The following is a 26,831-nucleotide window of genomic DNA, read 5'->3' as shown; positions in this document are numbered from 1 at the left end:
CTTGCGGACAAACGCATCGTCTCCCGCCTGCGGTAGAATCTGCCGGCCGTCCTGACAAGGCGCGCGGGCGCCCGACTCAGCGCCGGGGCACGGCTTTCGGGGCCGTCGCGACCACCGCCATGCCGAGGCGGTCGAGGGCATCGCGCAGGGCGTCGTCGTCGATGGTGCGGACAGCGAGTGCCACTTCGCCGCGGCGGACGGGGTCGACGACGGGCGGTGGCACCTTTCGGCCGATACGGTCGACCCGGCCCTGGCGCATGACGATCTTGGCGACGCAGGCCCAGCCGTAATGGGCGTTGACCCGCTGGATCACGATCGGGGCGAGGTGCTGGAGTTCGAGGGCGAACACGCCCTCCACCCGCACCACCAGGGTGCCGGGATCGGGGCGACCCTCCTCCTCGCGCCGGCGCCGGCGCGGCCATTCGAGCTTGGAGGGCTGGCAGTAGCGCGCCAGGCGCTCGCCGACGATCTCGGGCCAGGCGGCGAGGATGTCCGTGGAGGCGAAGCCCTGCGCGGCGAAGGCCGGGCCGATGCAGGCATCGAGGAGTTCGGCGAGTGGCTTGACCCGCGCCATGCGCAACCGCTTCCGTTTCCCGCCGCCGATCCACACCGTATCGCGCCCGAATGGTTAGCACGGCGTTGCGTGCCGCCGAAGGCCCGGTTGGAGGCGTCGAGCGGCCGGGGTAAGGACGGGTGCCCCATGCCAGTGCCGAGCCCCGTGACCGACGCATCTCTGCCAAGCCCCCTGGCGGGCGATCTACCAAGCCCCCTGGCGGGCAATCTACCAAGCCCCCGGGCGGACGATCTGCTGACCTGGTACGACCGGCACCGCCGCGTCCTGCCCTGGCGCGCCCTGCCGGGGCAGGCGCCGGACCCGTACCGGATCTGGCTTTCCGAGGTGATGCTGCAGCAGACCACCATCGCGGCGGTGAAACCCTACTTCCACAAGTTCCTCGAACGCTTCCCCAGCGTGGATGCCCTGGCGGCCGCCTCCGAGGAGGCGGTGATGTCGGCCTGGGCCGGGCTCGGCTACTATTCCCGGGCACGCAACCTCCACGCCTGCGCCAAGGCTGTGGCGGAGGCCGGCGCGTTTCCCGACACCCTCGCGGGCCTGAGGAAGCTTCCCGGCGTCGGCGCCTACACGGCCGGCGCCATCGCGGCCATCGCCTTCGACCGCCCGGAGGCCGCCGTCGACGGCAACGTCGAACGGGTGATGACCCGCCTCTACGCCATCGAGACGATGATGCCGGCCGCCCGCACGGAGGTTCGCGCCGTGACACAAGCCCTGGTGCCGCACGACCGGCCGGGCGATTTCGCGCAGGCGGTGATGGATCTCGGCGCCACGATCTGCACACCCAAGCGCCCGGCCTGCGCCCTGTGTCCGTGGATGGCGCCGTGCCGCGCCCGGGCCGCCGGCACGCAGGAGACGTTTCCGCGAAAACTGAAGGCGGTGAAGGGGACCCTGCGCAAGGGCGCGGCCTTCGTGGCGGTCCGGGCCGGCGATGAAGCGATCCTCCTGCGCACCCGCCCGCCGGAGGGCCTGCTCGGCGCCATGGCCGAGCCGCCCATGAGCCCGTGGGAGCCGGATTACGATCCGGCCCAGGCCCTCCTCGACGCGCCGTTCGACGCCCGCTGGAAGCGTCTGCCGGGCCTCGTGCGCCACGGCTTCACGCATTTCCCCCTCGAGCTGACGGTCTTCCTCGCCCGCGTCGCCTTGAGCACCCAGGCCCCCGCCGGCATGCGCTTCACGCCGCGGCGGGATCTCGACGACGAACCGCTGCCCGGCGTGATGAAGAAGGTGCTGGCCCACGCCTTCGATCCGAAGCCCGAGCCGGTGAAGCGCGGGCGCCCGAAGGCCCTGCGGGCGGTCGCCGACACGCCGCTCTTCGCCGAGCCGGAAGAGGAGGCTCCGCCGCCACCGCCGAGTTTTCGCCCGGTGCCGAAGCCGGCGCCGCGTGCTGTGGTGGCACCGCCCGTCGAGGACGGGGAGGGGTTTTTCGGGGAGCCGGAGGAGGCGCCGCCTGCCCCGCCGCGAAAACGCGGCCGGCCGAGGACGCGCGGGCAGTAGGGCGCGACCCCTCCCTACTCTGCGGGAGAGGGCATTCCGCGGAAGGCAGGCTGTACCAAAAACTCAGGCGGCCGAACCCATGGCGGCCCGCATCCGGGCCCGGAACACGTCGATCACCACGGGCTTGCCGTCGCGGGTGGCGTGCCAGAAGTCCCAGCCGTTGCAGGCCGGCAGGCCCTGCACGAGGGCGCCGATCTTGTGGATCGAGCCCGAGGCCGGGCCGGCCATCACGGTGCCGTCGGGGCGCACGATGGCCGAGTGCCGCCCGCGCGCGTCCGTGAGGGTCTCGCCGGCACGAATGTGACCGGCCTCGAGAACGCTGAGGAAGGCGACGCGGGGCTCGGCGCGCTTCGTCGGCGCCACCATGAGGGCGGCCTGCGACAGGGGCTCGACGGCGTCGATGCGGGCGCGGGCCGCGTCGGCATAGACGGTCTCGCGCTCGATGCCGATGAAGCGGCGGCCGAGGCGCTTGGCCACGGCGCCGGTGGTGCCGGTGCCGAAGAACGGGTCGAGGATCACGTCACCCGGATTCGTGGCCGATAGGATGGTGCGGGCGAGCAGGGCCTCCGGCTTCTGGGTCGGGTGGACCTTCAGGCCGTCGGCGCCCTTCAGGCGTTCGTCGCCGGTGCAGAGGGGGATGAACCAGTCCGAACGCATCTGAACGTCGTCGTTGCCGCCCTTCAGCGCCTCGTAATGGAAGGTGTAGCCCTTCGATTCGGCCGAGCGCGACGCCCAGATCAGGGTCTCGTGGGCGTTGGTGAAGCGCTTACCGCGGAAGTTCGGCATCGGGTTGGCCTTGCGCCAGACGATGTCGTTGAGGATCCAGAACCCGAGGTCCTGGAGCGCGCCGCCGACGCGAAAAATGTTGTGGTAGGAGCCGATGACCCACAGGGTCGCGTTCGGCTTCATCACCCGGCGGGCGGCGGTGAGCCAGGCGCGGGTGAAGGCGTCGTAGGCGGCAAAGCTCGAGAACTGGTCCCAGGCGTCGTCGACGGCGTCGACGCGGCTCTGATCGGGCCGCAGGAGCGAGCCCTCGCCGAGCTGGAGGTTGTAGGGTGGATCGGCGAACACGCAGTCGACGCTGCCCGCCGGCAGGGCGTTCATGGCGCCGATACAATCCCCAACGAGAATCTCATCGAGGGGAAGGCGCTGAACGGGGGGTACGAGACCCATCCGCGGCGCCGACACGAGTCGCCCGGTACGCGAGACACTTTTCCGGGCGACGGTATCGGCAACCGCGGTACGCAGGGGAGCCATGGCAAACACCGGTTACGCGACTGACAAGGCGGACCATGCGGCCGTTAACGTAAAGGGCGGGTTGCCGGGTTGAGGTGAATGCGTCTCGATTTGGGGCTGCAGTTTTTGCCGGGTGCGTTGCCGGACCGTCCCGCAGGCTAATTGCGAGCACCGATCGGTCCTGCATCAATGTTGCCCTGGGTGTCGGAGGGCATAACCCGAGATGTCGCCAACATTTTCACCGATCCGGAACACGGGTAGGGCGGGGTCTGCTGAACCCCCGGACGTCAGGCAACCGGCCCCCAAGCCGCGATCTTGAAAATAATCTTTCTCCTTCGGCCCCGGGAGGGCGGCGCATGGCTGGGTTTCGTCGCGCGCAGGGCAGTTTTTTGCTGCTCGGTGCGGGGGCAGGCAGAGCCCGCGGCCGGATCGGCCCACGGCAGCATTCACTTGGAATGAAACGTCTTTTCGGCTTTCACACATCGATCCACACTACATTGTTGTACAACTACAGATGATGCCTCGGATCTAGCCTCATATGTGACCGCAAATGCCTCATTTCACCCGGTCTCATTTTGGCCCCGTTCGAATTCATTTTGCCGGCCATCCGAAACAACCGAGCAAGACCGAATGAACATCAATTCCGTTCGTGTGGCCGCCACCCTCATCGGCACCGTCATGACCTTCGCCAGCCTGCCGGCCGCCGCCCAGAGCGGTGGCGCGTCCTGGTACGGAAGCGGTCGCCAGACGGCCAACGGCGAGCGCTTCAACCCGAACGGCATGACGGCCGCCCATCGCAGCCTGCCCTTCGGCACACGGGTGCTGGTGCAGAACAAGCGCAACGGCCGCTCCGTGGTGGTGCGGATCAACGACCGGGGGCCGTTCGTGCGCGGCCGGATCATCGACCTCGCCAAGGGACCGGCCCGCGCCATCGGCATGGGCGGCGTGACCCATGTGGCGCTGAGCGTGGTTCACTGAGGCGCGCATCGCAGCGCGCCTCGTGAAAACCGAGGCCCGCATCGCGTCGCCTCCCTCGAAAACGTCACCTTCCGCGGCCGCCGGCGTTGTCTCGCCGGCGGCCGTCCCCATGTCGGGGGTCGGAGCCAACCGCGCAGGACCCCCATGGCCAAGCCCCTGATCGTCGAAATCCCGCATGAGCTCGGCCTGGCCGAAGCCCGCCGGCGCATCGCCGACGGGATGGGTCAGGTCCAGGGGCTGCTCGACAAGACCGGCGTCGCCGTCGACAAGTTGGCCTGGACCGACGACCGCCTCGACTTCGCCATGGCGGCCATGGGCCAGAAGGTCGACGGGCAGGTGGATGTCGGCCCCCAGACCGTTCGGGTCGAAGTGCGCCTGCCGCTGCTGCTCGCCCTGTTCGCCGAACGCATCCAGAAGAAGCTCGGCCAGGAGGGCAACCTCCTCCTGACGAAGAAGTAGGCGGGACCGGAAACGAGGCGGAACCGGCACGCCGGGCGCCCGTTCCTCACGCCCGACCTTTTCGCGAGGCCTGCCATGTCGAATCCCGGTGCTCCCGTTCCCGAGACGCCCTACGAGGCTCCGCAGACGCCGCCGCCCGGGCCCGATCTGCCCGCGCCCGAGTTTCCCGGCCATACGCCGACGGAAGCGCCCGACGTGACGCCGGACGAGATTCCCGTGAACGATCCGGGCGTCGGCCCCGATGTCGGCCCTGCGCCCACGGGTCCCGCCAACCCGGTCATGTAGGGTTTCCGCGTCCGGCGCCCCGAACCATTTGTTCACGGGCGCCGGCACTGCCATAAGCCCGGCCATGGCCGCTCCCCCGCTTCTCACCCTCCAAGACGTCGCCCTCACCTTCGGCGGCACGCCCCTCATCGAACGGGCCGAGCTCGCGATCTCGCCGGGCGAGCGTACCTGCCTCGTCGGCCGCAACGGCTCGGGCAAGTCGACCCTGATGAAGATCGCCGCCGGATTGGTGGAGCCCGACAAGGGGTTACGCTTCGTCCAGCCCGGCACCACCATCCGGTATCTGGCCCAGGAGCCGGACTTCTCAGGGTTCACCACCACCCTCGACTTCGTAGAAGCCGGGCTCACCCACGGCGACGAGGCCTACCGCGCCCGCTATCTGCTGGAGAGCCTCGGCATGACCGGGGAGGAGGACCCGTCGCGCCTGTCCGGCGGCGAGGGCCGGCGCGTGGCCCTCGCCCAGGCCCTGGCGCCCGAGCCCGACATTCTGCTCCTCGACGAGCCGACCAACCACCTCGACCTGCCGGCCATCGAGTGGCTGGAAGCCGAACTGAAGAGCGTGCGCGGCGCGCTCATCCTCATCAGCCACGACCGGCGCTTCCTCTCGGCCCTGTCGAAGACCACGGTCTGGCTCGATCGCGGCACCACCCGGCGGATCGAGCAGGGATTCACCACCTTCGAGGCGTGGCGCGACGCGTTCTTCGAGGAGGAGGAGCGCGACCGGCACAAGCTCGAGCGCAAGATCGCCGACGAAGAGCATTGGCTGCGCTACGGCGTCACGGCCCGGCGCAAGCGCAACGTCCGGCGCCTCGGCAACCTCCATCAGCTCCGCAAGGACCGGCGCGAGGACCGCCGCCCCGTCGGCACCGCCACCATGAGCTCGACGGAGGCCGACCCGTCGGGCGCCCTCGTGGTGGAGGCCAAGGGCGCGGCGAAAGCCTACGGGGAGCGCACCATCGTCGCCGACCTGTCGATCCGGGTGATGCGCGGCGACCGCCTCGGCATCGTCGGCCCCAACGGCGCCGGCAAGACCACGCTGATCAACCTGCTCACCGGCCAGCAACCGCCGGATTCCGGGACCATCGCGCTCGGTACCAACCTCAAGATGATGCTCCTCGACCAGACCCGCGCGGTCCTGGAACCGTCGATGACCGTGACCGAGGTGCTCACCGGCGGCAGCGGCGATTCGGTCACCGTCGGCGGGGTCAGCCGCCACGTCATCGGCTACATGAAGGACTTCCTGTTCGCGCCCGAGCAGGCCCGCACCCCCGTGAGCGTGCTGTCGGGCGGCGAGCGCAACCGCCTCCTCATCGCCCGGGCACTCGCACAGCCCGCCAACCTGCTGGTCCTCGACGAGCCGACCAACGACCTCGATCTCGAGACCCTCGACCTCCTGCAGGAGATGCTCACCGACTATTCCGGCACCCTGATCCTGGTCAGCCACGACCGCGACTTCCTCGACCGGGTCGTGGGCAGCGTCCTCGTCAGCGAGGGCGAGGGCGCCTGGATCGAGTATGCGGGCGGCTACACCGACATGATCGCCCAGCGCGGCGAGGGCGTGCAGGCCCGCACCGTCGCCTCGACCACGCGGGCGGGCCGGGCCGAGCAGCGCGAGCGCGGCAAGGCGCAGGAGGCCGCCAAGGCGGAGGCCGCCCCCCCCAAGGGCAAGCTCAACTTCAAGGACCAGCACGAGCTGAAGACCCTGCCGGAGCGGATCAAGAAGCTCGAATCCGACATCGGCAAGCTGAGGGCGGTGCTGGCCGACCCGCATCTCTACGCCCGCGATCCGGCGCGCTTCGCCAAGGCCTCGGGTCTGCTGAGCGAGGCCGAGACCCAGCTCGGCCAGGCCGAGGACCGCTGGCTCGAACTGGAGATGCTGCGCGACGCGTGACGGCCTTCATGATGCCGTGAAAACCGTATGATTGGGTTGGCTTCGCCAAGCGCCACTTCGCCAAGCGCCACTTCGCCAAGCGCCGCTTCGCGAAACGCCGCCTTCCACCGGGATCGAACGTGTCCGCCTCTCTTTCCGCCCTGATCCGTCGCACGGGCTGGCTCGTCGGCCTGCCCGGCGTCGCCGTGATCCTCGGCGTCGCCGTGCCCCTGGTGACGCCGCCCCTGGAGGCGCGCCTCGACGCGGAGGCCGCCGCGATCGTGCGCGAGACGGCGCGGGCGGGCACCGAGCCGTGGCTGCGTGCCACGGCGCGGGGCCGCGACCTCGTGGTGTTCGGCGAAGCGCCCGACGCGGTGTCCCGCGACACCACCCTGGCCCGCCTCGCCGCCCTGCCGGGCCTGCGCCGGATCGAGGGCAGTCTCGGGCTCGTCGAGACCGCCGCTCCCTTCGTGTGGACGGCCACGCGCACGGGGCCGGACCGCATCGCGCTCACGGGCAACCGCCCGGCCGAGATCGGCCCCCTTGCCCTGGCCGACCGTCTGACCCCGTCCCTCGCGCCGGGCACGCGCCTCGACGACGACGCCCGTGCGGCCTACGGCGCGCCGGCCGAGTTCGCGCAGGCCGCCGCGGAAGCGATCTCGGCACTCAAGGCCCTGCAGCCCGGCGCCCGGGTCGAACTGTCCGGCACGCGCCTGTCGGTTCGGGGGGAGGCGATCTCGACGGAGGACGAGGCGCGCCTGCGCGCGTCCCTCGCGACGCCGCCCACGGGGTTCACCCTCGGCACCATCGAGATCCTGCCGGCCAACGTTCCGGACTTCGCCTTCGGCCTCGCCCGCGCGCCGGGCGGCGCCATCACCCTCACGGGCCACGTGGTCTCCGAGGCCGCCCGCGCCAGCCTGCGGGCCCGCGCCACGGAGATCGCCGAGGGCGCCGGCATCCTCGACGAGACCCGCACGGCACGCGGCCTCGATCCCGCCATCGATCCCGCCGGCCTCGCCGGCTTCGCCCTGCGCCTCGTCGCCCTGCTGCAGGAGGGCGGCGTCGCCTTCGCGCGCGGCGCGGTGTCGGTCACGGGCGTCGCCCTCGACGGGCAGGCGGTGGACGAGATCGCGGCCCTGCTGCGCGACGGGCGCCCTTCCGGCGTCGCGGCCGGGCCGGTGCGCCTGGAGACCCGGCCGCTCAAGCCCTACCGCGTCCAGCTCCGGCGCGAGGCCGACAGCGTGACCCTGGGCGGCCACCTGCCGGACGCGGCCACCCGCGAGCGCATCCTCGCGGCCCTGCGTCCAAAGTTCTTCCGCGAGCGGATCGTCGACCGGAGCCGCCTCGCCGACGGCGCCCCCGAGGGCCTGACGGGCGCCCTCGATCAGGGCATCGCCACCCTGGCGGTGCTGGCGCGCGGCGAGATCCGCATCGCCGACCGCGCCCTCACGCTCACGGGCGACAGCCTCTACGCCGAGAGCGCGCGCCGCATCGAATCGGATCTGCCCCGCGCGCTGCCCGCCGGGTGGCAGGGCAGTGCGGCCATCGCGGTGCCGGGCGTGGGTACCGCCCCCGACGCGAAGGCCTGTGCGACGCGGTTCACCGCCCTCGATCCGGGCCGGGCCATGACGTTCGTGCCCGGCAGCGCCATCCTGACGGCGGCGTTCTATCCCCTCCTCGATTCGGTGGCGGCCTGGGCCAAGGCCTGCCCCACGGGCCGCATCGCGGTCACCGGCCACACGGACCCGGCGGGCGCCCCGCCGGCCCCGAAGCCGGCCGTCGAGACCGCCGTGGACAGCACGGCCTCCGTCGAGCCCCCGAAGGACGCCAAGGCGCCCGCGAAGGCCGACACCAAGGCGAAGCCCGCCACCGGCACGAGTGCCAAGGCCGCCACCAAGACGCCTTCCAAGAAGCCGTCCGCCAAAGCGGACATCCCGTCCGAGCCCGAGCCGGACCTGCCGCGGCAGCGCGCCCTCGCCCTCGTCGAGTATCTGCTCCAGGCCGGCCTCCCGCCGGACCGGGTCGCCGCCGATCCCGCCGCGCAAAGCCGCCCGCCCGCCGAGGGCATCGGCCTGGCCCTGCGTCCATGAGGAGTCTCGCGTGATCCCCCTGCTGACGCTGATCGGCCCGGCCCTGGTGCTCGGCTTCCTCCTCGGCGCGGTGGTGGGCCGCTTCGCCGGCCTGCCGCGCACGGGGCCGACCCTGGCGGGAACCCTCGCCCTGGTGCTCGCGGCGGCCGTCGCGGGCGGGCTCAGCCTCGCCGGGCTCGTTCCGGGCCGCGCCGGCCTCTGGGTCGAGGTCGGTGCTCTGATCCTCGCGGCCTACCTCGCGGGTGCGGCCGTGGGCGCCGTCTCGCTCGGGCGACAGGCGGCCTGACCTGTCCCTCAGCGCGCGCCGCGCTGCAGATCCCCGTCGATGAGGAGCGCGCTCTTGGTATCGAGGCGGGTGCGGTAGATCTGCAGGTTCTCCATCACCCGCTGGACGTAGTTGCGCGTCTCCGTGAAGGGGATGCGCTCGACCCAGTCGATGGGGTCGACGCCCGCCTTGCGCGGATCGCCGTAGGCGTCGATCCACTTCTTCACGTTGCCGCCGCCGGCATTGTAGGAGGCGAAGGCAAGGATGTAGGAGCCGCGCCAATCGTCCATGAGCTCGCCGAGATGGGCGTGGCCGAGGCGGGCGTTGTAGGCCGGATCGCTGGTGAGCCGGTCCTGGTCGAAGGCGGCGCTGACCCGGCGGGCCGTGCGCTGGGCCGTGGCCGGCATCATCTGCATCAGGCCGCGCGCGCCGACGCTCGACTGGGCCAGGGGGTCGAACTGGCTCTCCTGCCGGGCGATGGCGAAGACCATGGCCTTCTCCACCAGCGGCACGGCGGCGGAGGCCTCGTAGGCCGGGATGCCGATGGTCGGGTAGGCGTGGGCGTCCAGCGGCAAACCGCGCTGCACGGCGATCTTGCCGATGGCCACGAGCGCCCGGGCGTTGCGGACATCCGCCGCGATGTTGCCGAGGGCATCGAGTTCGGCCGGATCGGAGAGCTTCGTCGCCGTGTCGATGTAGAGCGGCAGGGCCAGATCCTTCAGGGAGGCCGCCTCTAGCATGCGCAGGGCCCGGACGTAGAGCCGGTCCGAGAAGGCCGCCTGCGCGGGTGCGTCGAGCTCGGGAATCGAGCGGAGCGACAGGTTGGCGCGGCCGAGCTTCGCCCGGGCGAGCTGGCCGTAATAGGCGATGGGCTGAAGGGCGGCGCGCTCGTAGGCGGCCTTCGCCACGTCGGTCCGCCCCTCGGCCTCGGCGGCGCGGCCCTGCCAGTAGGCGGCGCGGGCCTGCGAGATCGGCGTCTCGGCGATGGCGGCGGCGGCGTCGAAATGACGGGCGGCGGTTCCCGCGTCGTCGAGGAAGCGCAGGGCGATCCAGCCGGCATGGAACTCGGCCTCGATGCGCTTCTCCACCGTGCGGGCGCTGTGGCGACCGGCGACGATGTAGGCGGTGCGGGCGTCGCCGAGATCGACGAGCTTGCGGGCGACGATCCGGCGCTCCACCCACCACTCGTCGCCGTCGACGAGGACGTCCGGGTTCGTCGGCGCGACGGAGAGCAGGGCGGCCGCCTCGGCATACTTGTCGGTGCGGCGCAGGTGCTGCGCCCGCGACAGGATGTAGGACGAGTCGTTGCGCAGGGACGGCGGCACCGCGTTGAGGGCACCGGGCGCGCCCGAACTCTTGTCCTCCACGGCGCGGCGGGCCCGCACCAGGCTGGCATAGCTCCCGCCCGCGAGCGCGGCGGCGCGGCCGGCGGTCTCGTAATCCTCCTTGAGGAGGGCGCGCTCCATGCGGAAGCGGTGGTCGATGCGGGTGAGCACGCCCGGAAAGGCGTCCATCACCTTGGCTTCGAGGCTGCGCCCGAAGGTGTCCGAGCGCCACAGCTCGCGCACCAGGGCGGCGGCGTCGGCATCGAGGTTCTCGGCCCGGAACGCCAGCGCCAGGGCGAACCGGCCCGGCGCGCTCGCGGGCTTGGAGGCCGCGAAATAGGCACGCACGATGGCCGGTCCCTTGCGCTCGATGAGCAGGGCCTCCTCGGCGCGCCGACGCAGCAGCGGCCCCGCCGGCCAGTCCGGGTTGGCGCGGGTGAACGCGATGGTGCGCTCGAACCCGATTCCGGCGCCGGCCCGGATCGCGACCCATTCGAGGAGCGCGCGGGCGGCCGGGTCCTTGAACCCGTCGCGCAGGCGGTCGCCGTCCCCGACGCGCCCCTTGCGGTAGGCGTCGATGGCCTGGCGCAGGGCCGGCACGTCGATGTCCGGGGCGATGCGGGCGGCGCGGACCGGATCGGGCAGCTCGGGCACCGGAGCCGCGGGCGAGACGGCGGCGTCGGGCAAGGGGAAGGCGATGCCGGCCTCGGGGTCGGCCGAGGCGTAGGCCTTCACCGTGGCGGGCAGGCCCGTCCGGGCCCCGGGCGGTGCGGTGTCGGCCGGTGGGGTCTCGGTGCTCCGCGCCTCGACCTTCAGGGCATCGGCCGCCACGGGATCAAGGGTCTTGGTATCGGTCAGGGCGCTCGACGGGGCGGCGGCGTCACTCGCCGGCAGCGCGTCCGATCCCGCCGCGAGCACGCCGGAGCCGAGGGGGCGGGGCAGGGTCGAACCGACGAAGGCCGTCCCGGCCAGGGCGGTGCCGCCCAGGAAGAGGGCCAGGGCGGCGCGATGCGAACACGTCCGGAACACCATGGATCTTACGAATCCCTGCGGGAGCGGGCCTCCTTCAAGCTCATCCAAAGGGCGTTAAGAAGGCATTAACCCCATCAAAGCAGCGTTTGCGCCCGTGCGGCCGAGGCCTTATGTCTCCCCGCCTGATACGGGGCCGGTCCTGGCCCCGGCGCATGACGAGCCCCAAGGGCCGGGAACGCCAGGATGACCAGCACGACCACCCGGCGCCTGAAGGGCGCGATGACCGCCCTCGTGACGCCGTTCCGGGACGGCGCCTTCGACGAGGCCGCGTTCCGTGCCTTCGTGAACTGGCAGATCGCGCAGGGCATCCACGGCCTCGTGCCCGTCGGCACCACGGGGGAGACCCCGACGGTGACTCCGGCCGAACACGACCGCGTGGTCGAGATCTGCATCGCCGAGGCCGCCGGGCGCGTGCCCGTGATCGCGGGCGCCGGCTCGAACTCCACCGCCGAGGCGGTCGAGCGCGCGCGCCATGCCGAGAAGGCCGGCGCCGATGCGGTTCTGGTGGTGACGCCCTACTACAACAAGCCGTCCCAGGCCGGGCTCTACGCCCACTTCAAGGCCGTCAACGACGCCATCGGCATCCCGATCATCCTCTACAACATTCCCGGCCGCTCCATCGTCGACATGAGCGTCGAGACGATGGCACGCCTTGCCGAGCTGACGAACATCGTCGGGGTGAAGGACGCGACGGCCAGGCTCGACCGGGTCAGCCTCCAGCGCCAGGCCATCGGGCCGGACTTCGTCCAGCTCTCCGGCGAGGACGCGACGGCCCTGGGCTTCAACGCCCAGGGCGGCTGCGGCTGCATCTCGGTGGTGTCGAACGTCGCCCCACGCCTGTGTGCCGATCTGCAGGAAGCCACGCTTTCCGGCGACTACGCCAAGGCGCTCCAGCTGCAGGACATCCTGATGCCCCTGCACACGGCCATGTTCATCGAGCCGAACCCGGCGCCGGCGAAGTACGCCCTGTCCCGCCTCGGGCACATGCGCGAGGATCTGCGCCTGCCGCTCCTGCCCGTGAGCGAGGAGAGCAAGGCGGCGATCGATGCCGCCCTGCGCCATGCCGGTCTTCTGGACGGCTGAAACCGCTGGCGAAACCGCACGCGACAGACCATATCCCTCGGCCCGGCCGTATTCCGGCGGCCGGCCTGAACCGACGATGTGATGGCACCCAAACCCGATCCCGACCGCCGCGTCGTCGCCGACAACCGCGCCGCCCGCTATCATTACGAGATCACCGACACCATCGAGGCCGGGCTCGCGCTGACGGGCACCGAGGTCAAATCCCTGCGCAAGGGCAAGGCGACCATCGGCGAGGCCTATGCCGGGCCGTCGGGCTCCGACCTGATGCTGTTCAACGCCTACATCCCGGAATACGTCGAGGCGAACCGCTTCAACCACGAGACCAAGCGCCCGCGCCGGCTGCTGCTGCACCGCAAGCAGATCAACAAGCTCATCGGCGCCACGCAGCGCGACGGCTTCACCGTGGTGCCCCTGAAGATCTACTTCAACGAGCGCGGCCGGGCGAAGATCGAGCTCGGCCTCGGGCGCGGCAAGAAGCTCCACGACAAGCGCGAGGCGACGAAGCAGCGCGATTGGGAGCGCGATCGCGCCCGGATCATGCGCGACCGCGGCTGATTTTTTGAAACCTTGTCCGCCGGGGTGGAGCGGGGATAGCCTGACGCCGCCCCAACCGCCGGATCGCCGTCATGACCCCCGACTACGCGTCCCTGCCCGCCGACCTGCCCGTGCCGGAGGATGACGGCGCCGCGCGCCACCTCGAAGGTACGATCGCGCCCGACGTGTCCCTGGAGGCGACCGACGGCACGCGGGTGTCCCTCGCCCGGCTGACGGGCCGTGCGGTGATCTATGCCTATCCGCGCACGGGGGAGCCCGGCCAACCCAACCTCGTGCCCGAGTGGGACGTGATTCCGGGCGCGCGCGGCTGCACGCCTCAGGCCTGCGACTTTCGCGATCACCACGCCGAGCTGATCCGGCGCGGGGTTTCCCAGGTGCACGGGCTCTCGACGCAGACGAGCGCCTACCAGCGCGAGGTTGCGGCGCGCCTGCACCTGCCGTTCAGCCTGCTCGCCGATCCGCATGGGGCACTCACGCAGGCGATGCGGCTGCCGACCTTCACGGCCGGCGGCCTCACCCTCCTGCGCCGCCTCACCCTGGTGCTCGACGACGGGCGGGTGAGACAGGTGTTCTACCCGGTCTTCCCGCCCGACCGCAGCGCGGCGCAGGTGATCGCCTGGCTCGACGCGGGGGCATCGTCGCCCGAGCGGGCGGACTAACCCTCCGGATTGTCCTCGCCCTGGCGGATGCCGTAGCGGGTCTCGAGACCGAGGCTCGGGCGGGCCGAGCGCTCGGGGGTCTCGCCGCGCGAGCGGGTCGCGGTGTCGCCGGGGCCGCGGGCGTCCGGGGCGGACCGCATGGTCCGCTCGCCCGGATCGCGCCCGACCCGGGGGATGAGCTGGACGAGGTCGAGGAACTCGTCGGCCTGCCGGCGCAGGTCGTCGGCCACCATGGCGGGCTGGGTCTGGATCGTGGAGACGACGGTCACGCGCACGCCCTTGCGCTGCATCGCCTCGACGAGGGAGCGGAAATCGCCGTCGCCGGAGAACAGCACCATATGGTCGATGCGGGGGGCGAGTTCGAGGGCATCGATGGCGAGCTCGATGTCCATGTTGCCCTTGATCTTGCGCCGCCCGGCGGAATCCGTGAACTCCTTGGCGGGTTTGGTCACGACTCGGTAGCCGTTGTAGTCGAGCCAATCGATCAGCGGGCGGATCGAAGAATACTCCTGATCCTCGACCATGGCGGTGTAGTAGAACGCCCGAATGAGATTGTCGCGCGCCTGGAATTCCTTCAACAGACGCCGGTAATCGATATCGAACCCAAGCGCTTTGGTAGCGGCATAGAGGTTGGCCCCGTCAATGAAGAGGGCGCTGCGCTGCTGTGCGCTCATGTAATGATCCATTTTCTGATAAGCATTTAGGTCGTAGCTGCCTTGAGCGCTCCGATACCTAAAAGATCTGATAGTTTAATTGTACGCATCGGCCTCGGAAGACCTGACTTCAAATCGGCGAGCTCGACAAACGACCGTGATTTAAAAACGAGCGCCGAAACAATCTAGATCACTAATGCAGGTTAATAAGAATTTTGTCAAGCTCAAGCATAATGGCACTGGCTTTTTATGAAATTACCCGGCCTGGTTTCAATGCGTTTCCGGAGGATGTAATTGTCGATCGCTTGGCGCACCAGCTTGGCGCGCCTGCTTGGGTGATGTCGACGACCCAGATTTGGGGCCGATACGCGGACAAGTGGCCGGCCCCGACGCAAGTTCCGGAGGCGCGGCGCCGTATGCCTCTCACGGTTTCGGTGAGACCCGGCTGCCGGGCTTAACCGCCGGCAGGGCGGCGAGTTCGGGCGGCAGGGCATCCGCCGGATAGGCCGGGATGTCGAGGGTGACGAGGGTGACCAGCGGCAGGCCGATCTCGCCGCGCCCGCCCGAGCGGTCGATGAGGCAGGCCGCGCCCACGATCTCGCCGGCCTCGTCGCCAAGGGAGGCGAGGCACTCGCGCGCCGAGAGCCCGGTGGTGACGATGTCCTCGACGATGACGGCCCGCATCCCCGCCGGGATGCTGAAGCCGCGCCGCAGGGTGAAGGGCCCGCCGGGGTCGCGCTCCACGAAGATCGCGCGGGCGCCGAGGTGCCGGGCGGTCTCGTAGCCCGGCACGATGCCGCCGATGGCGGGCGAGACCACGATGTCGACGGGGCCGAACCGCTCGGTGATCTTCGCCGCCAGTGCCTTGCACAGGCGCGCGGTGCGGACCGGATCGGAGAAGATCGCCATCTTCTGCAGGAACACCCCGGAGTGCAGGCCGGAACTGAGGACGAAATGCCCGTCGAGGAGGGCGTTCGCGTCTCGGAATTCGGCGAGCACCTGCTCAGGGGTCATGATCTCGGCTCCGGTCGGTTCGGGATTGAGGGCGTATGTAGGCTCAGCCGTTCACCCGGTCCACCCGCGCCACCGTGCGCTTGCCGCGCAGCTCCGCCACGATGGCGTTGAGGTGCTTCAGGTCCCACACCGCCAGATCGATGACGATCTCGGTGAAGTCCTGGGTTTTGCGCTTCATCGAGAGGTTGTCGATGTTGCCGTCGTGGTCGGCGATGACCTGGGCAATGGAGGCGAGCACGCCCGGCTCGTTGATGGATTGGAGGGCGAGGCGCGCCGGGAAACGTTCGCTGGCGCCGGCCTCCACGTCCCAGCGCACGTCGAGCCAACGGTCGGGCTCGTTGTCGAAGGCGGCCAGGGCCGCCGACTGGATCGGGTAGATGGTCACCCCGATCCCGGGGGTGAGGATGCCGACGATGCGGTCGCCCGGCACGGCGCCGCCATTGGGCGCGAAGCTCACGGGCAGGTCGGTGTCGAGGCCCCGGATGGGGATCGCGTCGGGGCGCCCGGCCTCGGACGGTCCCTCCGGGAAGGTCAGACGCATGGTCTGGTCCTTCGAGAGGCTGAGGCGTCCGGCCCCGCCGGCGACGGGCTGCTGCAGGGGGGAGGGCGCGGTGCGGCGCTCGTCCTTGTGGTCGGGATAGACCGCCCGCACCACGTCGCCCGAGAACATCTCGCCCCGGCCCACGGCCGCGAACACGTCCTCCGTCGAGAGGCGGGCGAGGCGCGGCAGGGCGCCGCGCAGCTTGTCCTCGGAGAAGCTCTTCGCCGCCCGCTCGAAGGCCCGGTCGAGGATCTGGCGGCCGAGGCCGGCATATTGACGCCGCACGGCCGAGCGCGTCGCCCGGCGGATGGCCGCACGAGCCTTGCCGGTCACCACAAGGGATTCCCAGGCGGCCGGGGGCGATTGCCCGTCGGCCCGGGCGATCTCGACCTCGTCGCCGTTGACGAGTTCGTGCAGGAGCGGCGCCATGCGGCCGTTGATCTTGGCGCCCACCGCCGAGTTGCCCACGTCCGTATGCACGGCGTAGGCGAAGTCGATGGGCGTCGCCCCGCGCGGCAGGGCGATGAGCCGGCCCTTCGGGGTGAAGCAGAACACCTGGTCCTGGAACAGCTCGAGCTTGGTGTGCTCCAAAAACTCCTCCGGGCTGTCGCCCTCGGCCAGGAGTTCGATGGTGCGGCGCAGCCACTGGTAGGCGCCGCTCTCGGTGGCGAGCCGCGGATGGACGCCGCCCGCGTCGTCCCGGGCCGCCCCCTCCTTGTAGAGGGCGTGGGCGGCGATGCCGTACTCGGCGATTTCGTCCATGGCGGCGGTGCGGATCTGCAGCTCGACGCGCTGGCTCTTCGGACCGATCACCGTGGTGTGGATCGAGCGGTAATCGTTCTGCTTCGGGGTCGAGATGTAGTCCTTGTAGCGCCCCGGCACCATTGGCCAGGTGGTGTGGACGACGCCGAGGGCCCCGTAGCAATCGGCCAGGGACTCGACGATGACGCGAAATCCGAAGATGTCCGACAATTGCTCGAAGGCGACGGATTTGCGCTCCATCTTGGCCGAGATCGAGTAGGGGCGCTTCTGCCGTCCCGTCACGGCGGCGGTGATGCCCTGGGCGGCCAGCCGCGCGGTGAGGTCCTGCTCGATGCTCTCGACCAGGCGCTCGGACTTCGCCGTGAGGTCGGAGAGGCGCTGCGCGATGGTGGCGTAGATCTCAGGCTTGAGGTTGCGAAGCGCCAGATCCTCCAGTTCCTCGCGCAGCTCCTGCATGCCCATGCGACCCGCGAGGGGCGCGTAGATGTCGAGGGTCTCCTCGGCGATGCGCTCGCGCTTGTCGACGCGCATGTGGTGGAGGGTGCGCATGTTGTGCAGGCGGTCGGCGAGTTTCACCAGCAGTACGCGGACATCGGCCGCCACCGCCAGGAGGAGCTTGCGGAAGTTCTCGCCCTGGGCCGCGCGCTTCGAGACGAGGTCGAGGCGCTTCAGCTTGGTCAGGCCGTCCACGAGGGCGCCGATCTCGGGGCTGAAGATCGCGCGGATCTCGTCCAGGGTGGCGGCGGTGTCCTCCACGGTGTCGTGCAGCACGGCGGCCACGATGGTGGCGTCGTCGAGGCGCAGATCCGTGAGGATCGCGGCGACTTCGAGGGGATGGGCGAAGAACGGGTCGCCGGACGCCCGCTTCTGGGTGCCGTGGGCGCGCATGGCGTAGACGTAGGCGCGGTTGAGCAGGGCTTCGTCCGTGGCGGGGTTGTAGCGCTTGACCCGCTCGACAAGCTCGTATTGGCGCATCATCCGCGAGACAGACCCTTTTCGGCTTCGAAGTCCCGCACCGCGCGGGCGCCCCCCTGGATTTGTCCCGCATCGCACGCGCCCACGCCAGCCCCCAAGGCGCGCGGGCGGACATTAATGCGGCCCCCCGTTGGTTTTAGAACGTCGCAGGCCGCAGCGAAGGCGCGACGAGCAGGGTTTCGGGCGCGGACATCCAACAAAAAACCCGGCCGCGAGGCCGGGTTGTTCGAAACGTCCCGTCGGGTGGACCGATTACTCGGCCTCTTCGTCCGTCTCGGTCGGGGGCGCCAGGTTCTCGAGGCCGCGCAGAAGATCTTCCTCGCTCATGCGGTCGAACTGCACGTCGTCGCTGGTGGATTGCGGGGCGACGGCGGCGGCGGCGGGCGAGCTCGACAGCAGCGGCACGGTCTCGGCCTCGGGCTCGTCGACCTCGACGTATTTCTGCATCGAGTGAATGAGCTGTTCCTTGAGGTCGTCGGCCGTGATGGTCGCGTCGCCGATCTCGCGCAGGGCGCAGACGGGGTTCTTGTCGCGGTCGCGGTCGATGGTCAGGGGTGCGCCGGCGGCGAGCAGGCGGGCGCGGTGGCTCGCGAGCAGCACGAGCTCGAACCGGTTCTCGACCTTGTCGATGCAGTCTTCAACGGTGACGCGAGCCATGTGGACGGCTCCTTCCTCGAACAGGGTGTGGGGAATTGAACCGGCCTCTTACACCCCTTGACGTTTGGCAACAAGGCAGGGGTGGGGATGGAGCGACGCCCCTGGGCAGGGGCGTGCGGTCTCGCCCATGGCTCGGCCCCGACGCAACGAACGGCCGTCGATCCCGGAAACTTCGGAAACGCGGGATCCCGGACTTGCAAAGCACCGGCGAGGGCGCTCCCCCGAGACGACGCGGTGCGACGTTGTGCGGCCGAGTTCAGACGCGATCATGGTAGCCACGGCTTAGTAGAAATTTAGCTGTTCCCAGGCAGACCGTTCGATAACACGCCCATGGCGATTTCAGCGCCGGCATCGGATTGCTTTGATATGGCCGCTCCACTGCGCAATCAGATCGACACAACCATCCGAGACATAACAAATATCAATTCCGGCTCCCCGACGGAGGTCCCATCCTTCGTCGCTGGTTTGCTGCCGTACCTGAATGCCATGCGCCACGGCCTCCTGCTGATCGACGAGACCGGACGCATCGTCCTCGCGTCGGGCCAGACCTTGCACCTGCTCGGGAGCGAGGAGGCCTTGATCTCCGTGGGATCGTCCCTTCGACAGGTGCTGTACCTCGTCCGGGACCATGCGGGGGATACCTGGAACCAGGTTCGAGCCCAGCTTCCGCGCTCTTTCGTGCAGCCGGACTCGTCCCGGTTCGAAGTGACCCTTCGCGGGAATCTGCTGGAGGTGCACCTGCACCCCGTCGCGGGCGGGCGCTGGGCCGTCGCGTTCGAGGATGTCACGGCGCGGCGCGCCGCCGAAGCGCAAGCCGAGGAGATGGCCCGTCACGATCTGCTCACGGGCCTGCCGAACCGCCTACTCCTGCGCGAGCGCCTGAAGGAAGCCCTGGGACGGTTGCAGCGGACCGGGGAGGCCTGCGCAGTCCTGCTGATTGATCTCGACCGGTTCAAGCCCATCAACGATACCCTCGGCCACCCCATGGGAGATGCCCTCCTAAAGAAGGTCGCCGATCGCCTGCGCTCGACCGTGCGGGTCACGGACACCGTGGCACGGATCGGCGGCGACGAGTTCGTGATCCTGCAAACCGGGATTCGCGGAGCATCCGATACCCAGATCCTCGCACGGCGCATCGTCGATCTGGTCGGCCGGACCTACATGGTCGAAGGGCAGCTCCTCACCATCGGCGCCAGTGTCGGCGTCGCCCTCGCGCCGAACGACGGCGAGGATGCCGACCGGCTCCTGAAGAACGCCGACCTGGCCCTCTATCGATCCAAGCTCGACGGGCGGGGCACCTATCGCTTCTTCGAACCGGAGATGGATGCGCGCATGCAGGCGCGCCGTCAGCTCGAACTCGACATGCGTCAGGCCCTGGCACGCCGCGAGTTCTACCTGCACTACCAGCCGCAGCTCCAGCTGGAAGGCAACCGTCTCGTGGGGTGCGAGGCCCTGATCCGCTGGCAGCACCCCGTGCGGGGCATGGTCTCGCCCCTCGACTTCATTCCCTTGGCGGAAGAGATCGGCCTCATCGTTCCCATCGGCGAATGGGTCATGCGTCAGGCCTGCCGCGACGCGGCGACCTGGCCCGCCCCGCTCTCCGTCGCGGTGAACGTCTCGCCGGCGCAGTTCAAGAGCGAGCGTCTGGTCGAGATGGTCATGTCGGCCCTGTCGGCCTCGGGCCTCCCTGCGACGCGCCTGGAAGTGGAGATCACCGAAGGCGTCCTCCTGAACGAGAGCGAGAAGACCCTGCAGACCCTGCATCGCCTGCGCGAACTCGGCGTCCGCGTGTCGATGGACGATTTCGGGACCGGGTACTCGTCCCTGAGCTACCTCCGCTCGTTCCCGTTCGACAAGATCAAGATCGATCGGTCCTTCATCAGCGACCTTTCGGGCAAGCGCGACGGCGAAGCGATCATCCGGGCCATCGCGGGCCTGGGGCGAAGCCTCGGGATGACCACCGTCGCCGAGGGCGTCGAGACCGCCGACCAGTTGGAGCGTATCCGGGCGGAGGGGTGCACCGATGTACAGGGCTACCTCATCAGCAAGCCCATTTCCGCTTCCGAAGTCTTCAAGTTCCTCACACTCGACAACCCCAGATAAAAGATTGCGGTTATTTTCGATTTCGGAGTTTTCATGATGAGCGACCTTTACCGACTGGTCTATGCCAGCAAGAATCTTCTTCAAGGCACGGACGCCGAGATCGCGCAGGCGGTCTCCCAGATCCTCGCGGCCTCGCAGCGCAACAACACCGGCGTCGACGTCACGGGCGCGCTGATGTTCAATGCCGGGGCGTTCGCGCAGGTGTTGGAAGGCCCGCAGCGCGGCGTCGAAACCACCTTCGAGCGCATCCAGTGCGATCCGCGTCACGGCGACGTGACGGTTCTGCAATGCGGCCCGGCCGAGAATCGCAGCTTCACCAATTGGTCCATGGCCTTCGTCGGGCAATCCGCACTCGGCAAAACCCGTTGGGAGGGAATCGCGTCCGCGAGCGGATTCGATCTGACCCGCCTCGACGGCGACGCGGTGTTCGCCATGCTGCACGAACTGGTGCTGGACGAGGAAGGCCTGCCACCGGCGAGCCTCGCCGCTTCCGGGACGCCCGCGGGGGCCGACAAGCCGGTGGAAGCCGAGAAATCGGCGGCCACCGGCAGATTTCCCACTCCCGGATCCGGGGCGACGCTGGACGTCGCGCGCGTCCGAGCCGAGTTGCCGCAACCCGGCCAAGCCTTGCAGGCCAGGCACGGATCTTCGATCGAGCAAGACGCTTCCGTCGGGGAAGACGCTTCCAACAGGGAAGACGCTTCCAACAGGGACGGCCGCCGCACCGAGCGAGGTGCTTCCATCGCGCAGGATGCGGGACGCAGACAGGACGGCGGGACGGCGCAAGCCGCTGAAACGAAGGCCAGCGAGGCGAAAGCCGCCCGCGCAGCATCGGACGACGGGGATCGTTTTGCGGCCAAGCCCGATGCCGTCCTCACGGTGCTGCGCACGGCCCTAGCGCAGGAGCGTCAGTTGACGACGGACCTGCGCAACGAACTCGACGGCCTGCGCATCGCAATCGCACTCCAGCAGGAACAGTCGGACCGGCTCTCGCGGGAGCGCGACCTCTGGGCCGGGCGTGCGCAGCTGCTCGCAAGCGCCATGAGCCAAGAAGCGGGTGCGGTCCCGGGGCGTTCCGGAAACGGGGATCGCGGCACCGCGCCTGCGCACCGGGAGGATCGCTCGGGCTCGTCGATCAAGGCCGTCGCCTGAGAGGGCCGGGCCACGTCGATGACCGGACACGCCGTCGGAGTCCCCGGCGGTGGGACGACGAGGGGTCGCGTCCCTCGAGTTCCGCCCCGGAATACACTTGATTCGAGCCGGACGGCGTAGGGAAGGATCCGGCGTCGTGGGGCCAAGCCCCCCGGGATGAGGCGGCCTGTACGTCCGAACGGGCCGCCTCATCCCGGCACCGCCCTGCGCGAATGGCCCGGGCGACACCGTGCCGAATACTCCTTATCGTCGCGCGTCCGGGGCTCGCCCGAGACCGGAACGAGGGGAGCTCCAAACCGATGACCACCCTGCTCAGCCGCCGCGGCCTGCTCGCCTGCGGCTGCGGCCTTGGCGCCGCGTGCTTTGCCGCCACCAGCCTGCCGGCCCTTGCGGCAAGCCCGTCCGCGAAGAAGACGACGCTCGGCGCCGACGAGGCCCTGGAGACCCTGAAGCAGGGCAACCGCGCCTACCAGACCGACAGCCCCGTGCGCGCCGTGCAGGGCCGCGAGCGCCGCATCGAGATCGCGCTCGGCCAGACCCCGTTCGTGGTGCTGGTGAGCTGCTCGGATTCCCGCGTCTCGCCCGAGATCCTGTTCGGCCGGGGCCTCGGCGAACTCTTCATCGTGCGCAACGCCGGCAATTGCGTCGACACCGCCGCCCTCGGCTCCATCGAGTACGGCGTCTCGCAGCTCGGCGTGCCCCTGGTTCTGGTGATGGGCCACAGCCGCTGCGGCGCCGTCGAGGCCGCCATCGATGTGGTGAAGAACAACACCGTCTATCCGGGCTCCATCGGCCGGATGATCGAGCCCATCGTCCCCGCAATCCTGTCGCAGCGCGACAAGCCCGGCGATTACGTCGAGAACTGCGTCCGGGCCAATGTGAGCCGGGTGGTGAACCGCCTGCGCTCCGCCTCGGAGCCGTCCCTGCTCGATCCCCTGAAGGCCGGCAAGCTGCGGATCGTCGGCGCCTCCTACAGCCTCGATACCGGCACGGTGGATTTCTTCGACGAGGCCTGACCGGCGCCGTCCGTCGCGTTCGACGGGAAAAGTTGACACGGGGGGCGGGCGGTGCGACTGCGCCGCCCTCTTCGCGAACGAGGACAGCTCAATGGCGCGCGCACTCATCTTCCCCGGCCAGGGCAGCCAGGCCGTTGGCATGGGACGCGCGCTGGCCGAGGCCTTTCCGCAGGCCCGCGCGGTGTTCGAGGAGGTCGATGCGGCCCTCGGGCAGCACCTCTCCCGCCTCATGTTCGAGGGGCCGGTGGACGAGCTCACCCTCACGGCCAATGCCCAGCCGGCCCTCATGGCGGCGTCGCTCGCCACCCTGCGGGTGCTGGAGGCCGAGCGCGGCCTCGATCTCAAACGCGACGTGGCCTGCGTCGCCGGCCACTCCCTCGGCGAATACACGGCGCTCGCCGCCGCCGGCACCTTCTCCATCGCGGACGCGGCGCGGTTGCTGCGGATTCGCGGAGAGGCCATGCAGGCGGCGGTCGCCCCGGGGGCGGGCGCCATGGCGGCCCTGATCGGTGCCGAGATCGCCGCGGCGCAGGCCATCGCCGAAGAGGCGGCGCAGGGCGGCGTGTGCGACGTCGCCAACGACAACGGCGGCGGCCAGGTGGTGCTGTCGGGCGATCGCGCCGCCGTGGAGCGCGCGGTCGCCCTGGCGCAGGCCCGCGGGATCAAACGCGCGGTGATGCTCAACGTCTCGGCGCCGTTCCACTGCCGCCTCATGGCCCCGGCCGCCGAGGCCATGCGGGCGGCCCTCGGGCAGGTCGCCATGCACACCCCCGTGGTGCCGATCTACGCCAACGTCCTGGCCGCCCCGATCACCGACCGCGACGCCATCCGGGACGCGCTCGTCGCCCAGGTGACCGGCACCGTGCGCTGGCGCGAGAGCGTCGCCGCCATGGCGGCGGAGGGCATCGACTGCTTCAACGAGATCGGCGCCGGCAAGGTGCTCACCGGCCTCGTCAAGCGCATCGCCGCCGGGGCCGCGGCCAGCGCCGTCGGCACGCCCGACGACATCGCGGCGTTCCCCACCTTCTGAGCACAGGACGAGCCATGTTCGATCTCTCCGGCCGCAAGGCCCTCGTCACCGGCGCCACGGGCGGCCTCGGCGGCGCCATCGCCAAGACCCTGCACGCGCAGGGCGCCACCGTGACGGTGTCGGGCACCCGGCGCCCGGCCCTCGAAGCCCTGGTGGCGGAACTCGGGGGCGAGCGCCTGCACATCGCCGAGTGCGACCTCTCCGACAAGGCGGCGGTGGAGGCCCTGGTGCCGGCGGCCGAGAGCGCCATGGGCGGCCTCGACGTGCTGGTGAACAACGCCGGCATCACCCGCGACAACCTCCTCCTGCGGATGAAGGACGACGAGTGGGACGCGGTGATCGCCGTCAACCTCAGCGCCGCCTTCCGCCTGTCGCGCGCCGCCGTGCGGGGCATGATGAAGCGCCGCCACGGCCGCATCATCAACATCGGCTCCGTCGTCGGCACCACGGGCAATCCGGGCCAGGTGAACTACGCCGCCGCGAAGGCCGGCTTGGTCGGCATGACCAAGGCCATGGCGGCCGAGGTCGCCACCCGCAACCTCACGGTCAACTGCATCGCGCCGGGCTTCATCGCCTCGCCGATGACGGACGCCCTGAACGAGAAGCAGCGCGAGGGCATCCTCACCCGCGTGCCCATGAACCGCCTCGGCACCGGCGCGGAGATCGCGGCCGCTGCCCTCTACCTCGCCTCCGACGAGGCCGGCTACGTCACCGGCCAGACGCTCCACGTCAACGGCGGCATGGCGATGGTGTGAGCGCGAGCTTTGCTGCACCGCACACCCGGAATAGCCCCGGGCGGCTCGAAAAAGCCACAGCGATGAACGGCTTGTGAACCGGGCCTCGCCAGCACCGGAACCCTGTGTTAACACCCCGCCTGCCGTGCGAGGGGGGTTGACGGTTCGGCGTGTTGCGGAGATTTCCATAACGACGCGGACCTTGTTAAGGACCGCCCGAGACGCGCGCGATCGAACACACCGGCCGTATCCCAGACCAGTCCATTTCGGTCACGGGCCGGCGGCCACGGCGACACCATCACGACCTTGAAGAGCTAAGGACCAAGAACGATGAGCGATATCGCTGAGCGCGTGAAGAAGATCGTTGTCGAGCACCTCGGTGTCGAGCCGGAGAAGGTGGTCGAGGGCGCGAACTTCATCGATGATCTCGGCGCCGACAGCCTCGACACCGTCGAGCTCGTGATGGCGTTCGAGGAAGAATTCAACGTCGAGATCCCCGACGATGCGGCCGAGACCATCCAGACGGTCGGCGATGCGGTGAAGTTCCTCGAGAAGAACTCCGCCTGAGGCACGACGAGGCGCCGATTGACTCGCGAGTCATGAGCGGGGTCGTGTCCGACCCCGCGCGCCATTCGTTTCATGATGGGACCGGTTCGGGATAGCGCGATGCGTCGGGTTGTGGTGACGGGTTTGGGCATGGTGACGCCGCTGGCCAGCGGGGTCGAGGCCACCTGGAGCCGGTTGATCGCGGGTGAGTCGGCGGCCAAAGTGGTCACGGCTTTCCCCGTCGACGATCTTGCCTGCCGCATCGCCTGTTCCGTGCCGTTCGGCGACGGCTCTAACGACACCTTCGATCCGGATGCCTGGATGGAGGCGAAGGAGCAGCGCAAGGTCGATCCGTTCATCGTCTACGCCATGGCGGCCGCCGGCCAGGCACTGGACGACGCCGACTGGCATCCGAAGAGCCACGAGGATCAGTGCGCCACGGGCGTGATGATCGGCTCCGGCATCGGCGGCATCGGCGGCATCTACGACGCGTCCGTGACCCTGCACGACAAGGGTCCGCGCCGGATCTCGCCGTTCTTCATCCCCGGGCGGATCATCAACCTGGCTTCCGGTCAGGTCTCCATCGCCCACGGCCTCAAGGGCCCGAATCACTCCGTCGTCACCGCCTGCTCCACCGGCGCCCACGCCATCGGCGACGCGGCCCGACTGATCCAGTTCGGCGATGCCGACGTCATGGTGGCGGGCGGGGCCGAATCCCCGGTGAACCGCCTGGCGCTCGCGGGCTTCGCCGCCTGCCGCGCCCTCTCCACGGGCTGCAACGACGACCCGACCCGCGCGTCCCGCCCCTACGACAAGGCCCGCGACGGCTTCGTCATGGGCGAGGGCGCCGGGGTGGTCGTGCTGGAGGAGTACGAGCACGCCAAGGCGCGCGGCGCCAAGATCTACGCCGAGGTGGTGGGCTACGGCCTCACGGGCGACGCCTACCACATCACCTCGCCGGCCCCGGACGGCGACGGCGCCTACCGCTGCATGAGCGCCGCCGTGAAGCGCGCCGGCATCCAGGCCTCCGACATCGACTACATCAACGCCCACGGCACCTCGACGCCCATGGGCGACGAGCTGGAGTTGAAGGCCGTGGAGCGCCTGCTCGGGGACGCCGCGCCCCGCGCCGCCATGTCGTCCACCAAATCCGCCATCGGCCACCTGCTCGGCGCGGCCGGCGCCGTGGAAGCCATCTTCTCGGTGCTGACCATCCGCGACGGCATCCTCCCGCCGACCCTCAACCTCGACAATCCCTCCGTCGAGACCGCCATCGACCTCGTGCCGCACGAGGCCAAGCGCAAGCGCGTCGATGTCGTACTGTCGAATTCGTTTGGGTTTGGTGGGACGAATGCGAGCTTAGTGATGCGGCGGGTGGATTGAGGCCAACGGCCTCCATCATGAGGGGTCAGCACCTCTTCTGACGCTTCGAGACTATCCCCGTCAGTTCAGACAGCCGCGTATCCCTTTGCGTCATCAGCTAGAGGCTGTTATGGACCTGAGCGGTCTGGAATCCAGATGAGGAGGCATGACCTCTTCGCGCCAAGCCTACCCGTCCGATGTTTCCGATGATGAATGGGCGCTGGTCGCGCCGTACCTGACGCTGCTGCGCGAGGATGCGGGGCAGCGTGAGTATTCACTTCGCGAGGCGTTCAACGGATTGCGCTACGTGGTGAAGACGGGTGCACCCTGGCGGTGGATGCCCCACGACCTCCCGCCCTGGGAAGCCGTCTATCAGCAGGC

25 protein-coding genes are annotated in these 26,831 nt (G+C 69.8%); 18 read left to right on the top strand and 7 right to left on the bottom strand.

The genetic code is table 11. The features are described 5' to 3' along the window. Positions 1-76: 76 nt before the first annotated feature. Entirely contained in the window at positions 77-574 is a 498-nt protein-coding gene (locus tag ASF22_RS04615) for a DUF721 domain-containing protein (protein WP_056173886.1), read from the bottom strand. 195 nt (positions 575-769) lie between these two features. On the opposite strand from ASF22_RS04615, the gene mutY reads away from it, so the two are divergent. Beyond that, the gene (mutY, locus tag ASF22_RS04610) at positions 770-2,068 is read left to right on the top strand and encodes an A/G-specific adenine glycosylase (protein WP_056262222.1); all 1,299 of its coding nucleotides are present in this window, start codon (positions 770-772) and stop codon (positions 2,066-2,068) included. A 63-nt stretch (positions 2,069-2,131) separates the two neighbouring features. On the opposite strand, the gene ASF22_RS04605 is transcribed toward mutY, so the two are convergent. Then, complete coding sequence (locus ASF22_RS04605) at positions 2,132-3,325, bottom strand: site-specific DNA-methyltransferase (RefSeq protein WP_274533799.1); 1,194 nt, start codon at positions 3,323-3,325, stop codon at positions 2,132-2,134. Positions 3,326-3,934: 609 nt separating this feature from the next. Here ASF22_RS04605 and ASF22_RS04600 point away from each other — a divergent pair. The 6 genes from ASF22_RS04600 to ASF22_RS04575 all read left to right on the top strand — a co-directional run bounded on the left by ASF22_RS04600 (position 3,935) and on the right by ASF22_RS04575 (position 9,272). After that, positions 3,935-4,282, top strand: a complete 348-nt coding sequence (locus ASF22_RS04600) for a septal ring lytic transglycosylase RlpA family protein (RefSeq protein ID WP_056173892.1) — start codon at positions 3,935-3,937, stop codon at positions 4,280-4,282. A gap of 144 nt (positions 4,283-4,426) precedes the next feature. After that, entirely contained in the window at positions 4,427-4,741 is a 315-nt protein-coding gene (locus ASF22_RS04595) for a polyhydroxyalkanoic acid system family protein (RefSeq protein WP_056092422.1), read from the top strand. A gap of 75 nt (positions 4,742-4,816) precedes the next feature. Next, positions 4,817-5,026, top strand: a complete 210-nt coding sequence (locus ASF22_RS04590; RefSeq protein ID WP_056173895.1) for a hypothetical protein — start codon at positions 4,817-4,819, stop codon at positions 5,024-5,026. A 64-nt stretch (positions 5,027-5,090) separates the two neighbouring features. Then, entirely contained in the window at positions 5,091-6,917 is a 1,827-nt protein-coding gene (locus ASF22_RS04585) for an ATP-binding cassette domain-containing protein (protein WP_056262219.1), read from the top strand. A gap of 119 nt (positions 6,918-7,036) precedes the next feature. Continuing rightward, entirely contained in the window at positions 7,037-8,986 is a 1,950-nt protein-coding gene (locus tag ASF22_RS04580) for a hypothetical protein (protein ID WP_082483520.1), read from the top strand. Between the two features lie 10 nt (positions 8,987-8,996). After that, complete coding sequence (locus ASF22_RS04575; protein ID WP_056261937.1) at positions 8,997-9,272, top strand: hypothetical protein; 276 nt, start codon at positions 8,997-8,999, stop codon at positions 9,270-9,272. An 8-nt stretch (positions 9,273-9,280) separates the two neighbouring features. Here ASF22_RS04575 and ASF22_RS04570 read toward each other — a convergent pair whose 3' ends face one another. Next, the gene (locus ASF22_RS04570; protein ID WP_056261933.1) at positions 9,281-11,608 is read right to left on the bottom strand and encodes a lytic transglycosylase domain-containing protein; all 2,328 of its coding nucleotides are present in this window, start codon (positions 11,606-11,608) and stop codon (positions 9,281-9,283) included. Between the two features lie 183 nt (positions 11,609-11,791). Here ASF22_RS04570 and dapA point away from each other — a divergent pair, with 183 nt between their 5' ends. From dapA to ASF22_RS04555, 3 genes are all read left to right on the top strand, one after another. Then, positions 11,792-12,691 (top strand): 4-hydroxy-tetrahydrodipicolinate synthase, encoded by a 900-nt coding sequence (gene dapA, locus ASF22_RS04565; protein WP_056261928.1) that lies wholly within the window; start codon positions 11,792-11,794, stop codon positions 12,689-12,691. Positions 12,692-12,772: 81 nt separating this feature from the next. Further along, the gene (gene smpB, locus ASF22_RS04560) at positions 12,773-13,246 is read left to right on the top strand and encodes an SsrA-binding protein SmpB (RefSeq protein ID WP_056092401.1); all 474 of its coding nucleotides are present in this window, start codon (positions 12,773-12,775) and stop codon (positions 13,244-13,246) included. Between the two features lie 71 nt (positions 13,247-13,317). Continuing rightward, positions 13,318-13,905: a peroxiredoxin gene (locus tag ASF22_RS04555; protein ID WP_056261925.1), complete on the top strand. Its 588-nt coding sequence runs from the start codon at positions 13,318-13,320 to the stop codon at positions 13,903-13,905. Here the strand turns inward: ASF22_RS04555 and ASF22_RS04550 are convergent. The 4 genes from ASF22_RS04550 to rpoZ all read right to left on the bottom strand — a co-directional run bounded on the left by ASF22_RS04550 (position 13,902) and on the right by rpoZ (position 18,507). Then, positions 13,902-14,579, bottom strand: coding sequence for an NYN domain-containing protein (locus tag ASF22_RS04550; RefSeq protein WP_056262215.1), 678 nt, complete (start codon positions 14,577-14,579; stop codon positions 13,902-13,904). The two genes, ASF22_RS04555 and ASF22_RS04550, sit on opposite strands and share 4 nt — an antisense overlap. Positions 14,580-14,981: 402 nt before the next feature. Further along, positions 14,982-15,572 carry an orotate phosphoribosyltransferase gene (gene pyrE / locus ASF22_RS04545; RefSeq protein ID WP_056261922.1) on the bottom strand — a complete coding sequence of 197 codons (591 nt, stop codon included), beginning with the start codon at positions 15,570-15,572 and terminating at the stop codon, positions 14,982-14,984. Positions 15,573-15,615: 43 nt separating this feature from the next. Further along, the gene (locus tag ASF22_RS04540; RefSeq protein ID WP_056261919.1) at positions 15,616-17,853 is read right to left on the bottom strand and encodes a bifunctional (p)ppGpp synthetase/guanosine-3',5'-bis(diphosphate) 3'-pyrophosphohydrolase; all 2,238 of its coding nucleotides are present in this window, start codon (positions 17,851-17,853) and stop codon (positions 15,616-15,618) included. Positions 17,854-18,102: 249 nt separating this feature from the next. Beyond that, complete coding sequence (gene rpoZ / locus ASF22_RS04535; protein ID WP_056092390.1) at positions 18,103-18,507, bottom strand: DNA-directed RNA polymerase subunit omega; 405 nt, start codon at positions 18,505-18,507, stop codon at positions 18,103-18,105. 486 nt (positions 18,508-18,993) lie between these two features. On the opposite strand from rpoZ, the gene ASF22_RS04530 reads away from it, so the two are divergent. The 8 genes from ASF22_RS04530 to ASF22_RS04495 all read left to right on the top strand — a co-directional run. Beyond that, on the top strand, positions 18,994-20,610 hold the full coding sequence (locus ASF22_RS04530) for an EAL domain-containing protein (RefSeq protein ID WP_244474199.1): 1,617 nt from the start codon (positions 18,994-18,996) through the stop codon (positions 20,608-20,610). 33 nt (positions 20,611-20,643) lie between these two features. Further along, on the top strand, positions 20,644-21,762 hold the full coding sequence (locus ASF22_RS22810) for a BLUF domain-containing protein (protein ID WP_082483518.1): 1,119 nt from the start codon (positions 20,644-20,646) through the stop codon (positions 21,760-21,762). 299 nt (positions 21,763-22,061) lie between these two features. Beyond that, positions 22,062-22,778, top strand: coding sequence for a carbonic anhydrase (locus ASF22_RS04520; RefSeq protein ID WP_056173922.1), 717 nt, complete (start codon positions 22,062-22,064; stop codon positions 22,776-22,778). A gap of 91 nt (positions 22,779-22,869) precedes the next feature. Beyond that, complete coding sequence (gene fabD / locus ASF22_RS04515; protein ID WP_056261914.1) at positions 22,870-23,808, top strand: ACP S-malonyltransferase; 939 nt, start codon at positions 22,870-22,872, stop codon at positions 23,806-23,808. A 14-nt stretch (positions 23,809-23,822) separates the two neighbouring features. Beyond that, the gene (fabG, locus tag ASF22_RS04510; RefSeq protein WP_056261911.1) at positions 23,823-24,563 is read left to right on the top strand and encodes a 3-oxoacyl-[acyl-carrier-protein] reductase; all 741 of its coding nucleotides are present in this window, start codon (positions 23,823-23,825) and stop codon (positions 24,561-24,563) included. A gap of 309 nt (positions 24,564-24,872) precedes the next feature. After that, positions 24,873-25,109, top strand: coding sequence for an acyl carrier protein (locus ASF22_RS04505; protein ID WP_018044468.1), 237 nt, complete (start codon positions 24,873-24,875; stop codon positions 25,107-25,109). A 99-nt stretch (positions 25,110-25,208) separates the two neighbouring features. After that, positions 25,209-26,471 (top strand): beta-ketoacyl-ACP synthase II, encoded by a 1,263-nt coding sequence (gene fabF, locus ASF22_RS04500; protein WP_056261908.1) that lies wholly within the window; start codon positions 25,209-25,211, stop codon positions 26,469-26,471. Between the two features lie 145 nt (positions 26,472-26,616). Further along, positions 26,617-26,831, top strand: a 215-nt coding sequence (locus ASF22_RS04495; protein WP_156647604.1) for a transposase, incomplete at its 3' end; no start/stop codon positions are given.

Origin of the sequence: Methylobacterium sp. Leaf87, from assembly GCF_001422775.1 — a bacterium.
GTDB lineage: Bacteria > Pseudomonadota > Alphaproteobacteria > Rhizobiales > Beijerinckiaceae > Methylobacterium.
Note: the sequence above shows the minus strand (reverse complement) of the source record. Positions and strands in the feature narration are given on the sequence as shown.